General features: G+C 66.2%; 13 protein-coding genes. 1 reads left to right on the forward strand and 12 read right to left on the reverse strand.

The features are described 5' to 3' along the window. Positions 1-13 precede the first annotated feature (13 nt). From TZ53_RS21600 to TZ53_RS21615, 4 genes are read right to left on the reverse strand one after another with little or no spacing between them, the layout of a single operon-like run. Positions 14-1,387, reverse strand: coding sequence for a Coenzyme F420 hydrogenase/dehydrogenase, beta subunit C-terminal domain (locus TZ53_RS21600; RefSeq protein ID WP_044662669.1), 1,374 nt, complete (start codon positions 1,385-1,387; stop codon positions 14-16). Continuing rightward, a complete protein-coding gene (locus tag TZ53_RS21605; protein WP_044662670.1) occupies positions 1,384-2,472 on the reverse strand; it encodes a polysaccharide pyruvyl transferase family protein in 1,089 nt (362 codons plus the stop codon). The genes TZ53_RS21600 and TZ53_RS21605 overlap by 4 nt, the downstream gene beginning before the upstream one ends. Next, positions 2,450-2,854: a DUF6165 family protein gene (locus TZ53_RS21610; RefSeq protein ID WP_238320081.1), complete on the reverse strand. Its 405-nt coding sequence runs from the start codon at positions 2,852-2,854 to the stop codon at positions 2,450-2,452. The genes TZ53_RS21605 and TZ53_RS21610 overlap by 23 nt, the downstream gene beginning before the upstream one ends. 6 nt (positions 2,855-2,860) lie before the next feature. Beyond that, positions 2,861-3,739 (reverse strand): glycosyltransferase family 9 protein, encoded by an 879-nt coding sequence (locus TZ53_RS21615; protein WP_229742416.1) that lies wholly within the window; start codon positions 3,737-3,739, stop codon positions 2,861-2,863. A gap of 205 nt (positions 3,740-3,944) precedes the next feature. On the opposite strand from TZ53_RS21615, the gene TZ53_RS21620 reads away from it, so the two are divergent. After that, positions 3,945-5,246 carry an NRAMP family divalent metal transporter gene (locus TZ53_RS21620; protein WP_238320082.1) on the forward strand — a complete coding sequence of 434 codons (1,302 nt, stop codon included), beginning with the start codon at positions 3,945-3,947 and terminating at the stop codon, positions 5,244-5,246. A gap of 2 nt (positions 5,247-5,248) precedes the next feature. On the opposite strand, the gene TZ53_RS21625 is transcribed toward TZ53_RS21620, so the two are convergent. From TZ53_RS21625 to TZ53_RS21660, 8 genes are all read right to left on the reverse strand, one after another. After that, positions 5,249-5,977 carry a Crp/Fnr family transcriptional regulator gene (locus tag TZ53_RS21625; RefSeq protein WP_044662673.1) on the reverse strand — a complete coding sequence of 243 codons (729 nt, stop codon included), beginning with the start codon at positions 5,975-5,977 and terminating at the stop codon, positions 5,249-5,251. Between the two features lie 81 nt (positions 5,978-6,058). Next, the gene (locus tag TZ53_RS21630) at positions 6,059-6,298 is read right to left on the reverse strand and encodes a DUF6894 family protein (protein ID WP_025550110.1); all 240 of its coding nucleotides are present in this window, start codon (positions 6,296-6,298) and stop codon (positions 6,059-6,061) included. A gap of 73 nt (positions 6,299-6,371) precedes the next feature. Then, positions 6,372-8,444, reverse strand: a complete 2,073-nt coding sequence (locus TZ53_RS21635) for an NAD(+) synthase (RefSeq protein ID WP_044662674.1) — start codon at positions 8,442-8,444, stop codon at positions 6,372-6,374. Continuing rightward, on the reverse strand, positions 8,425-8,964 hold the full coding sequence (locus tag TZ53_RS21640; RefSeq protein ID WP_044662675.1) for a CinA family protein: 540 nt from the start codon (positions 8,962-8,964) through the stop codon (positions 8,425-8,427). The genes TZ53_RS21635 and TZ53_RS21640 overlap by 20 nt, the downstream gene beginning before the upstream one ends. 17 nt (positions 8,965-8,981) lie before the next feature. Continuing rightward, complete coding sequence (locus tag TZ53_RS21645; protein ID WP_025550112.1) at positions 8,982-9,335, reverse strand: response regulator; 354 nt, start codon at positions 9,333-9,335, stop codon at positions 8,982-8,984. A gap of 6 nt (positions 9,336-9,341) precedes the next feature. Beyond that, positions 9,342-10,244, reverse strand: a complete 903-nt coding sequence (locus TZ53_RS21650; protein ID WP_044662676.1) for an iron-containing redox enzyme family protein — start codon at positions 10,242-10,244, stop codon at positions 9,342-9,344. 125 nt (positions 10,245-10,369) lie between these two features. Then, positions 10,370-10,519 (reverse strand): lmo0937 family membrane protein, encoded by a 150-nt coding sequence (locus tag TZ53_RS26920; protein WP_130029753.1) that lies wholly within the window; start codon positions 10,517-10,519, stop codon positions 10,370-10,372. Between the two features lie 135 nt (positions 10,520-10,654). Next, on the reverse strand, positions 10,655-11,269 hold the full coding sequence (locus TZ53_RS21660; protein ID WP_044662678.1) for a hypothetical protein: 615 nt from the start codon (positions 11,267-11,269) through the stop codon (positions 10,655-10,657). Positions 11,270-11,298 lie beyond the last annotated feature (29 nt).

Below are 11,298 nucleotides of genomic sequence, written 5' to 3' on the forward strand. Positions count from 1 at the left end.
TTGCGGCCAAGGGTCACGCAAAACGGTCGAACAGCTTCCCCAGCCAGCCGCGCGAATAAGCGAGGCCATGGTAGAGCTTCAGCATGGCCCGCGCCCAGAGCAGGAACAGGCCGGGCCTGCCCAGAGCCTCCGCCAGCCGGAACACCCTGCCGCTGCCCCTGCTGATCGCGTGGCGCAGCCGATAGATCATCCTGCGCCGCCACGGCAGGCCCGCGCTGCCCGGCCGCACGCGCTTGCGCGGCCGGACGCCCGCCTTGCGCCAGCAAAGCCGATAGGCCAGTCCTTCCCGCCGCTGGCGAAAGCCCGCCGCCTGCGTTTCCCGCACGAAACCGGCATCGACGGGTTGCAAGGCCAGCCTTCCCGCATCGATGCGTTCGCGCAGCATCGCGTGCAGCGCGGGCGACCGCACCACCACGACATTGGTGCCGCGCCCGTCCGAGGAATAGGGTTCCACCCAGGCATCGCCAAAGGCGATGTCGGCGGTCTCCGCCACCACATCGTCGCAAAAGTCGCAGGCGCTGTTCTGGAAGAATCCCGACCCCCAGTCACCATCCACCAGATGCCACCAATCCCGCATACGCTGTTCGCCGGCACGATCGGTCAGCCGCGCCCTGTACCAGTTGGCCGGCCGCTCCGGGTCCTTGACGCGATAGTCGATCTCCCGGACAGCGGCGGGATCGAAACCCATCTGCCGAGCGAAGCTGGACGCCATATGGCGGCTTTTCATATGCCCGCACACCAGGCCCAGCGTGAAGACAATACGTTCCCGCAGCAGCGGATCGGCGGCGCGGGCGAGATGCACCGCCTTGATGAAACAGGGAATGCCGACGACGGCATAACGGCCCGGCACCTCCCGGATCTCGCGCAGCACCTCGGCCATGTCGACGGGATAATAGCGCGACTGCGCGCCCTCCCACAAAGCAGGAAGATCGCGCGCTATGCGATAGCGGAACAGACGCCCCTCGGTCGCGGGATCGGCCCGCGTCACATGCGCCACGCCATCCACCATCCCCCGGCGCAACAGTTCACCCGCGACCCAGCTTACCATGCCGCCCGAACTGCCCCTTTCGCGATAGCCGGCTTCGGCGGCGTGGCCGACATAGGCGGCGTCGAACCGGCCGATATAATCGTCCCGCGCCGCCGCTGCCGGAAAGCGCTGTCCGGCGATCTCATCCTCATTCATGGCGTGCGGGGAAAAAGGACAGCATGCCGAAAAGCCCTCGCTCCGCCGCCGGTACCAATCCGGATCGCCGGCCGGGTTTCGCTGGCCGTCCCTGTTCCACTCCAGCCGGGCCTGCTCGGACCGGGCCTGCGCGACGCAGCCGCCGCAGCCGATGCAGAGGCCCGACGAAACCATGTCGCGGGGGCTGACCGCCGCCGCGCTCATGACGGCATCGCCAGCGCCCGCCGCAGGAAATCGCCCGACTGCGCCCGCAATTGATCGATGCGCTGCTGCACGGCCGATGCCGGCGGTTCGTCGAGGCTCCGGGCGACGACCCGATCATCATCCTCCGGCAGGATCATATGCCCTTCCGCGCCCAGCTCCCAGAGGAGGTCGCGCACCTTGTTCATGCGGTAGGCGGAGGGCGCCGTGACGAAAGGACGCCCATTCAGCAGGGCGAAGACGCAGCCATGGAAGAAATTGGTGACCACGGCGTCGGCGCCCGCCATCAGCTCGGCGAATTCCAGCGGTCCGGCCTCCAGCCATTGCTCGTCCGCCCAGTCGTTGCGATAGCCTATGCTGCGGATCGGGAGCCCGCGCGCCCTTGCCCAGTTGCGGACGGAAAGACAGAACCACTCCGGGAAATTATGACCGTAAAGCGCCACATAGCCTTCGCCGGACGCGCCCCTGCGCGCCGCCGGTCCGGGAAATTGCAGGCAAGGGTCCAGCACGATGTCGGGGTCATGACCCAGCGCGGTTCTGATCATCCGGCGGCTGTTCTGGTCGCGCACGGAAATGGAGGCGAAGTTGCCGATCTGGCTTGCCCAATGGTCGGACAGTCCTTCCGACGCGTTCTGATTGCCGAAACTGGCTGCATAGGAGATCAGCGTCCCGCGAACCCCCTTTCCGTAAAAGGCCGAACATCCGCCATACCAGGGGTGGCGCAGGTTCCACACCTCGTCGCTGCCGACGATGACGGCGTCATAATCGCCCATCTCTTCCGGCCGGTCGATGGGAAAGCGGCGCGACAGCGGCAACCGCTCGAACGCCTCGCGAAATTTCCGGGTCTTGCGGGCATAGGCCGGAAAATCGCTGCGCGGCGTCCGCTGCGGCAGGGTGGGACTGAGCGCGCAGCGAAGCTCCGCCCGGGTGACGCGCGGCGACTCATGGTCCAGCAATTCGGCCTCGACACCCATGCGCCGCAACCCTTCGACCAGACAGCGCGCCTGCCAATAGGAACCGTAGTTGATGCAACGGTGGAATGTCAGGACGCCCAGCCGCCGCATCTCAGTCCGCTGCGCAGGCGGCATAGCTTTTTTCCTCCACCAGTTCGGAATCCAGCAGGCGGTTGATCTCCCGCTTGATCGCGGCGCGCCGGTCGTTCATCCGGTAGACCGACCGGGCAAGGTCGATGAAGGACGCGCCGAACCGCGCTGCCGCCTCTTCCCCCCGGATCGCGTCCTCGATTTCCCACAGCGCCTCGTTCACCCGCTTCAGGCTTTCGACCAAACCGCCCACGGCTCCGTCGCGCAGGGCCTGTTCGCCAATGGCGCTCAGCAACCGATATTCCCTGCCCACATTGTCCCGCGCGGCGGGCGTGGCGATCCGCTCCTGCTTGATCTGCAGGATCGTCATCTTGTCCAGCAGCTCCCCCCAGGACACCGGCACGGAAGGGGTCGGCATATATCCCATGTTCAGCTACCTTTCCGCTGCGAGCGCCGGACAGGCGGCAAGGTCGCGCGCCAGTTCGGCCAATGGCGTTTCCCAGTCGCCGGCGCTGGGCTGGGCATAGATCCGCATCGACGGATACCAGGGCGTGCCGCGCGCGCCGACCGGCCAGCGCCAGTCGGGATCGGACTTCAGCAACAGCCAGGTCGGCTTGCCCATGGCGCCGGCCAGATGGGCGATCATCGTGTCGACGGTGATGACCAGATCCGTCGCGGCGATCAGGGCCGCCGTCGCCTTCATGTCGAAGGGGCAGCCGTCCGGATTGAGCACGGGCAGCGTCGTCGCCTCCGGCATCAGGCTGATGCAGGGCGCCATGGCGCAGATCGGCGCCAGCAGGTGCGGCGGAATGGACCGCGCGGGGTCCCACGGTCCCGCGCCATGGCAAAGCCCGACGCAACCATGCGGCAGCACGCCGCTTTCCGCCGCGAGATAGGGCATCGCCGCATCGGCGGGCGTCAGCCGAAGAGCGAAGTCCAGTTCCGTGATCTCCAGATCGCATTCCGACTGCGGCAGCGGATGGGCGTCGATAAAGGGGACGAAGCGGATGCCTCCGCCCGGTCCGGCGATGAGGTCGATCAGCCGCGGCTGCATCTCCACCGTCAGCGAGGCCGTGCGCGCCGCCAGCATCGGCAGGAAGCGCGCGAACTGGATGCTGTCGCCCAGGCCATGATAGCAGCGCACCAGACAATGCCTGCCTTCATAAGGCCGCCCGTCCCATACCCAGCGCTGATGATAGGGCAGCGTCGGATCGTCCCGGCGGGCGGGATCGCGCCGCTGGAGTTCCCGATCCGAAATCGCCCAGGCGGCGGCATGGTCCCCCGCGCGCATCGCAGCCGCCCAATCTGCCATGTGATCCGCCATGCCTGCCCCAATTCCCGCCCGGTGGAGCGCGTTCCGGACCGCCGGCGCGACCCGGACGATCCGCTAACCTATGTGATCGAAATTCCGGCATCGGCGTGTACGGGAAACCGGCCCGCTATCATGGGTTAACGGCCATGCACCTCCCGCCATGCCTGCCGTGTTGAACCACGGCTTTGCCCGTTCGAGGTGGAAATTGACTACCCAATCCCGTGAACCGCTGAAAACCCGCAGGCCGGTGGACAGGCCGCGCCGGGGCGTCATGAAGATGCTCGCCGCCGGCATCGTGACGGGCGCCGCAGACGACGATCCTTCCGCGATCGGCACCTATGCCAGCGCGGGCGCGCGCTACGGCCTTGCCTTCCTGTGGATCGCGCCGGTCCTGCTGCCGATGATGTATGTCGTCGTCTATCTGTCCGCGAAGATCGGGCAGGTCTATGGCAAGGGCCTGTTCGCCTGCATCCGCGATCAGTTCCCGCGCTGGCTGCTGCTGCCGCTGGTGACGCTCGCCTTCGCCGGCAACATCATAGAGGCGGCGGCGGACCTGGGCGGCATCGGCGCGGCGCTCAACCTGCTGGTGCCGATCCCGGTGCCGCTGATCGTGGTGGGCGCGGCTGCGATCATCTTCGCCCTGCAATATTTCGGTTCCTACATGCTCATCCGGCGCGTGTTCCGCTGGCTGGCGCTCATCCTCTTCGCCTATGTGGCGGCGGCGGTCATGGCCCGCCCCGATCCCATCGCGGTGCTGCGCGCCACCTTCATCCCCGCGCTCAGGATCGATGCGCAATCGCTGTCGCTGATCGTCGCCTGCATAGGCACCTCGCTTTCCGCCTATATCTATACCTGGCAATCCAATCAGGAGGTGGAGGAGCAGATCGCCCTGGGCCGCCGCCGGCTCTGGCAGCGCAAGGGCGCGACCGCGTCGGAGATGAAGCGGACGAGCCGCGACGTGCTGACCGGCATGATCTTTTCCAACCTCATCCTCTATTTCATCCTGCTCGCGACCGGGATCACCCTGCACGCCGCCGGACGGACGGAGATCGAGACCGCCGCCGACGCCGCCGCCGCGCTGGAACCCATCGCCGGTCAGGCCGCGAAATTCCTGTTCGCGGCCGGCGTGGTCGGGGTGGGCTTCCTGGCGGTGCCGGTGATGACCACGGGCGCGGCCTATGACGTGGTGCAGGGGCTGGGCCGCGCGGGCAGCCTGCATGACGCGCCGCAGGACAACAGGCTGTTCTATGCCATCATCGCGGCGGTGACGGCGCTGGCGGCGGCGATGAACTTCCTGGGCTTCAACCCCATGAAGGCGCTGGTCTGGTCGGGCATCGTCCAGGGCTTTTCCGTGCCGCCGCTGCTGCTGCTCATGATGCTGCTCACCAACCGCCCGGCCGTGGTCGGCGCGCGCACCAATGGCCGCTGGACTAACCTGCTGGGCTGGACGACGACCGGCGTCACCTTCCTCTGCGCCCTGTCGCTGGCGGCGAGCTGGCTGCTATGAGCCTATTCCCGACGCATTTCCAGATAGCCGCCGTCGAAGCTCGCGATGCGGACGAGGCCGTCCCAGTCCAGCACGCGGATGGTCCGCCCGGTCCAGGACAGGACACCCTGCTGCCTCAGCCAGCGAACGACGCGGTTCATGTGCACCGGCGTGATGCCGAGCGCGTCGGCAATATGCGCCTGCGTCGCCTTGAATTCGAAGGCCGTGCGCGAACCCTGGCCCGCGCATTCCAGCCGCAACGCCATTTCGCACAGCAGATGCGCGGTGCGCGCCGCCGCATCCCGCCTGCCAAGGCTGACCACCCATTGGGCGATGATGGAAGCGTCGACCACGCAGTCGCGCCAGAAGGCCTCCGCCACGCGCGGATGGGCGCGCGAGACCCGCAGCAGTTCCTCATGCGGGATCTTCAGGTAGGTCAGCGGCGCGGAAAGGGCCTGAACCGCCCATTCCACGCGCGGCAGCATGGCGGAATGCAGGTCGCACATGTCGCCGGGAATATACATCGCCGTGATCTGCCGCATGCCGTTGGGCAACTGCCCGAACCGCCCCGCAAGGCCTTCCGCCACCAGGCAGGAATAGGTCACCAGATGACCGGGAGGGACGATGTCGACATTGGGCGACACCTGCGCCAAATGGAAGCGCATGGACAGGATCGCCTGCCGTTCCTCCTCCGTCAGCGGGGAACGGATCAGAAGCCGGTTCAGGAAATATTGCAGGGCAGGATGCGGCATCAGCCGACGCTCCCCACAAGAGGGCGCAATGGCCGCAGGGCGATGATGCGCGAGGGGGGCGGCCTGCAGGATCGCCGCAGGTCAGCCACCGAACGTCACGACATCGCGAAAATAGATCGTTTCCAGCTTGCGGCCCTGATCGTCCTGCAAGACCAGATGATGATCGAGATTGACAGGCCGGCCGTGGATGACATGTTCCGCGATGATTTCGCGCCCGCTGCGGATCGCTTCGGCCCGCGCCTCCGCCACGTCAGCAAATTGCTGACCGGCTTCGTCGATCACATTGTCGTCGTTGAACAGGTGAATGTGGAATATCGGCATGGGTGATAAAATCCGTGTTCGAAACATTGTTCCGGCGTCAGGCCGCGTGATCCCACGACGACTTCGGCGGAGGTCAGCCCCCGTTGTCGTCGCCATCCAGGCCACGCGCCAATTCGTCGAGCCACACCGTCGCGGTCCCGTCCGACGGCGCCCGCCAGTCGCCTCTGGGCGACAGCGCGCCGCCGGAGGAGATTTTCGGGCCATTGGGCAGCGCGGACCGCTTGAACTGGCTGATCGTGAAGAAGCGGTAGAGGAAATTTTCCAGCCAGTGCCGGATCGTCGGCAGATCATAGGCGCGTTTGGCGCTCTCCGGATAATCCGTCGGCCATGCGCCGCTTCCGGCGTCGCGCCAGGCGTGCCATGCCAGAAAGGCGACTTTCGACGGCGGCAGGCCCAGGCGCACGATATGATGCAGGAAGAAATCGTTGAGCGCATAGGGGCCGACCCGATCCTCCGTGCTCTGCAAGGCGCCGTCCTCCCCCGCCGGCACCAGTTCGGGCGAGATTTCGGTATGCAATATCGCGTCCAATATCCGCGCAGTCGCCGCATCGAACTGGCCGGTCGCGATGCACCAGCGGATCAGGAACTGGATCAATGTCTTGGGAATGGCGCTGTTGACCGCATAATGGCTCATCTGGTCGCCCACGCCATAGGTGCACCAGCCCAGCGCCAGTTCGCTGAGGTCGCCCGTCCCCACGACGAAGCCGCCATGCCTGTTGGCCAGCCGGAACAGATAGTCCGTGCGCAAACCCGCCTGCACATTTTCGAAGGTCACGTCATAGACCGGCTCCCCCCGCGCGAAGGGATGCCCCATGTCGCCCAGCATCTGGCGGGCGGCGGGGCGGATGTCGATCTCCTCCCCCTTCACCCCCAATGCGTTCATCAGCGCCCAGGCATGGCCCTTGGTCAACTCGCCCGTGGCGAAGCCCGGCATGGTGTAGCCCAATATGGCCGAGCGCGGCAGGCCCAGCCGGTCGCAGGCCTTGGCGGCGACGATCAGGGCATGGGTGGAATCGAGGCCGCCCGACACGCCGATGACGAAATGCCGGCCCGCGGTCGCGCGAAAGCGCGTGACCAGCCCCTCGACCTGGATATTGAAAGCTTCGTAGCAATCCGCCGCAAGCTGCCCCGGATCGGCGGGGACGAAGGGAAAGCGCCGGGGCGACCGGTGCAGGCCGACATCCTTGCCGCCGCGCAAAAACGGAAAACGCACGGTACGGAAGCGGGTTTCCGGATGCCCGGCCGCGGCCGCATTGTCGTTGAAGGTGCCGTTGCGCATCCGCTCCAGCCGCAGCCTCTGCACATCGACATCGGCGTAGAGCAGTTCCGCCGCATCCCCGAACCGCTCCGATTCCGCCAGCAGTTCGCCCAGCTCATGCACCATGGCCTGCCCATCCCAGGCCATGTCCGTGGTGCTCTCGCCCGTGCCCGCCGCCGAATAGGCATAGGCCGCCTGACAGCGCACCGACTGGGAGGCGGATAGCAGATGCCGGTCGCGCGCCTTGCCGATGGTGATGTTGGAGGCCGAAAGATTGCACAGGATCAGCGCGCCCGCCATCGCCCCCATGGTGGAGGGCGGCAGCGGCGCCCAGAAATCCTCGCAGATCTCGACATGGAAGATGAAGTCGGGACAGCTGTCCGCCGCGAACAGCAGGTCCGTGCCGAACGGCGCGACATGGCCGCCGACGTCGACTTCCAGCCCGGAAAGACCGGCCCCGGACGCGAACCAGCGCTTTTCATAATATTCGCGGTAATTGGGCAAATAGCTTTTCGGCACCACGCCCAGCAGCCGCCCGTCCGCAATGACCAGCGCGCAATTGTAGAGCCGCCCGCCGCGCCGAAGCGGCGCACCGATCAGCAACACCGGCCAGCCGGCGCTCGCCTCGATCAGCGCCGCCGCCTCCCGTTCCACCCGGTCGAGCAGCGCTTCCTGCAGGTGCAGGTCGTCGATCGCATAGGATGACAGGCATAGCTCGGGAAACAGCAGGAGGTCGGCCGCGCCGCCCGCCGCCTGCCGCGCAAGCGTCCGGATCGCCTGTGCATTGGCTCCGACATCGCCAACGCTGCCCTTGGGCGTCGCCGCCGCGACACGGACAAGGCCGTGGCTATGGATCGACGCGAACCTTTCAACCTCGCTCAAGGGCATGCCTCATCATCTCGAGCGCGACCCGGATGGACCTGATCCGCACGGGTCCTCGCCCTATGTCCCCGAAATGCTCTTCCCGATGCTCGGTCGGCCCGCCTCGTGCGGCGCAGGCGAAATGGACCAGGCCCGCTTCTTCCCCGGGCGGGGCCGCGCCGGCATAGCCCGTTATGGCAAGCGCGATGTCCGCATGGGACCGTTCGATCGCGCCATCGGCCATCGCCATGGCGACCTCCCGGCTGACCGCACCGCAGGCTGCGATCCGCTCGCTGCGGATGCCCAGCAATTCGCATTTGGCATCCTCGCTATAGACGACGAAGCCGCGTTCGAAGGCATGGCTCGCGCCCTCCACATCGGTCAGCAGCGACGCCAGCAGCCCGCCCGTGCAGCTTTCCGCCGTCGCCAGTGTCAGTTCGGCGGAACAACAGTCCTTCAGCAACGCGGCGGCGGCATTCTCAATATCTTCGGGAATGATGGGCGACAGGGTTTCCGCCGTATCGCCCTTCCCATCCGATGCGCTCATGGCGGGCCATCCTCATTCTAATGCACGATCCGGCGCAGGGCATCGATCAACTGGCGGGACAAGGCCCATTTGGGCACGAGCGGAGCGCCGGGATGAGCGTTGACGGCAGGATGCGCAAAGGCGCCGGTGCAGAACAGATAAGGGATGTCATATCGGTCCAGATCGTCGGCGAGCAGACCGACATCCCCATCCCTCACCCGCACGTCGAGCACCGCGCCCGCCGGGAAGTCCGCCGCGACCGCCGCCATGCCGTCCGCCAGGCTGGCATATGGACCGTCCACCTCATAATCCGCGTCTTCCAGCAGGTCCGCGATGATGCCCGCTATCGCCGGATCGTCCTCCACCAGCAGGATTTTGGGATTTGCCGCCATGGCGCCTCATCCCAATCCGAAATGCGCGCGATAGCGCTCGAAACAACGCTCCCCGCATTGAAGGCGGATCAGCGCGCCTTCCGCCATCGCCGTCGCCCGCCGTGGGTCTTCGGCGACGAGCGGCACTATGGCTTCGTCGTTCCAGTCGCGGCTATGCTTGACGTCCAGCACGGCATGCAGATCGAAATAGCGCCTTTCGCTGCCGCTGAGCCCGATGCGGCGCAGGCCCTGGGCGGTATGGGCGGAACGGCCGGGCGCGGTCAGTTCGATCACGCCCAGCGCGCCGACGCTGTGCCAGGCATAACAGCGCGACGTCGCCATCGCCGTCATCGCATTGGCGAGGGCCAGGCTCTGCCAGACCGTGCTCTCGACCCCGATGTCGAGGTGGAGTATGTCGACCAGCTGGCCCAGCATCGGGCCGTGCATGCCCTTGGCATTGCCGCGGCCCATCTCGTCCCAATAGTTGCGCGCCAGTTCCAGCTTGGCGCGCGGCGGCAGCTTCACCTGAGTCAGGGCGACCAGATCGTCGAAACCCGCTTCCCCCGCCGCTTCCTGCGAAAGGAACCATCGAATCTCGTCCCGGCTCGCCTCCTGCGCCAGCCAGGGGAAAAGCGCGTCCTTCTGGCCGGGTCCGCTTTCCTTCAGTCCTTCGAACCAGGCGATGAACCCGTCCGGGTCGGTCGGCGCCTGCGCCGCTTCCTCGCGAACCTCCGCGCGTAGCTCCTCGATAAAGCCATGCTCCAGACGAAGCATCCGCCGATCGCGGTCGAATCTCTCCGCCGTCATGTCCGAAGGAAATGCTGGCGAAAGCCGTTCACGATTCCAGTAGGTAAGTTCCTCCTGAAACGGCTGCTGCAGAAATTGTGACCCGTGATATTCCCATTGTGTCGCCACGATAAAACCTCTCATTCATCATGGCTAAAAATCCCGGGACAGGCGAGCGTTCCTGAAAATCTTACTGATCCGGATCAACTCTGCAGGAAACGACCATGATGACTGCCGGACGGGTGCCGACAATCATCCTGGTGAAACGATCAGGGAACCCGTCGGCCCGCCACAAGCTGATAGACGAGGACGACCAACGCCAATACCAGCAGCAGGTGGATCAGTCCCCCGCCCACCGGCACGATGAATGCGCCCAATGCCCAGAGGATGAGGAGGATGATAAGGATGGTCCACAACATGATCGGCCTCGCTGTCGCTAAGTCAGGCTGGATAAGTCGCGCCGCCTGCGATTGTTCCGACGCGATCCATTCCCGTGCATGAAACATGGCGGCTCCGCTCAGGAAGCCGCCATGTCCGGGGTCCGGCGTCGGCCGTCAGCGCTGGGTGACGGTCGTGGTCGTCTTCTCCACCACGGAAGCGCGGGCCGGGCTCGTCGTGCGCTGCACCACCTTGCGCTTGACCGGAGCGGCCTTGCGCGTCGCAGTAGGGGTGGTCTTCACGGTTTCCGTGGTCACCGTAGTGGTCGCGGGCGCGGGCACCGCTGCGGCGGCGCGGGCGGCGCGGGCGTCTGCGGCCGCGGAAGCCGCTGCGCGCTCGGCGGCTTCGGCGCGCGCATTGGCCGCCGCGGCATCCTGCTGCGCGGCCACGGCCGTCGATGCATGCACCTGGGCGTCGGCATCGGCGCGCAGCCGGCTTTCACCGATGGCAGTGTCCGCGAATTGCTGCGCTTCCACCGCCGTCCGGATGGCGGCCTGTTCCTTGCCGCTCTTGAGATGCTCCTGCGCCAGACGCAGGGACGCCTGGGCCTTCGCCAACACCGCCGGATCGAAGTCGCCGGCCTTCAACTTGCCCGCCGCATCGATTTTCCCCTGGGCCTGCGCAATCGCCGCAAGCGCGCGTTCTTCATCGCCCGCCAGCGCGGGCGTGCTTGCCAGGAACAGGGCCGATGCAGCAGCGAAAGCACGCATGGAAAAGCTGATCTCACGCATATACTCTCCTGTATTCGTTTCTTGAGGCC

The sequence above is a fragment of the Sphingobium sp. YBL2 genome, assembly GCF_000943805.1.
In the GTDB taxonomy this organism is placed as follows: Bacteria; Pseudomonadota; Alphaproteobacteria; order Sphingomonadales; family Sphingomonadaceae; genus Sphingobium; species Sphingobium fuliginis.

What these genes read in the sequence shown, in the direction of transcription:
- TZ53_RS21600 (WP_044662669.1), bottom strand. Translation starts at nt 1,387, where the DNA reads ATGAGCGCGGCGGCGGTCAGCCCCCGCGACATGGTTTCGTCGGGCCTC.
- TZ53_RS21605 (WP_044662670.1), bottom strand. Translation starts at nt 2,472, where the DNA reads ATGCCGCCTGCGCAGCGGACTGAGATGCGGCGGCTGGGCGTCCTGACA.
- TZ53_RS21610 (WP_238320081.1), bottom strand. Translation starts at nt 2,854, where the DNA reads ATGGGATATATGCCGACCCCTTCCGTGCCGGTGTCCTGGGGGGAGCTG.
- TZ53_RS21615 (WP_229742416.1), bottom strand. Translation starts at nt 3,739, where the DNA reads ATGGCAGATTGGGCGGCTGCGATGCGCGCGGGGGACCATGCCGCCGCC.
- TZ53_RS21625 (WP_044662673.1), bottom strand. Translation starts at nt 5,977, where the DNA reads ATGCCGCATCCTGCCCTGCAATATTTCCTGAACCGGCTTCTGATCCGT.
- TZ53_RS21630 (WP_025550110.1), bottom strand. Translation starts at nt 6,298, where the DNA reads ATGCCGATATTCCACATTCACCTGTTCAACGACGACAATGTGATCGAC.
- TZ53_RS21635 (WP_044662674.1), bottom strand. Translation starts at nt 8,444, where the DNA reads ATGCCCTTGAGCGAGGTTGAAAGGTTCGCGTCGATCCATAGCCACGGC.
- TZ53_RS21640 (WP_044662675.1), bottom strand. Translation starts at nt 8,964, where the DNA reads ATGAGCGCATCGGATGGGAAGGGCGATACGGCGGAAACCCTGTCGCCC.
- TZ53_RS21645 (WP_025550112.1), bottom strand. Translation starts at nt 9,335, where the DNA reads ATGGCGGCAAATCCCAAAATCCTGCTGGTGGAGGACGATCCGGCGATA.
- TZ53_RS21650 (WP_044662676.1), bottom strand. Translation starts at nt 10,244, where the DNA reads ATGAGAGGTTTTATCGTGGCGACACAATGGGAATATCACGGGTCACAA.
- TZ53_RS26920 (WP_130029753.1), bottom strand. Translation starts at nt 10,519, where the DNA reads ATGTTGTGGACCATCCTTATCATCCTCCTCATCCTCTGGGCATTGGGC.
- TZ53_RS21660 (WP_044662678.1), bottom strand. Translation starts at nt 11,269, where the DNA reads ATGCGTGAGATCAGCTTTTCCATGCGTGCTTTCGCTGCTGCATCGGCC.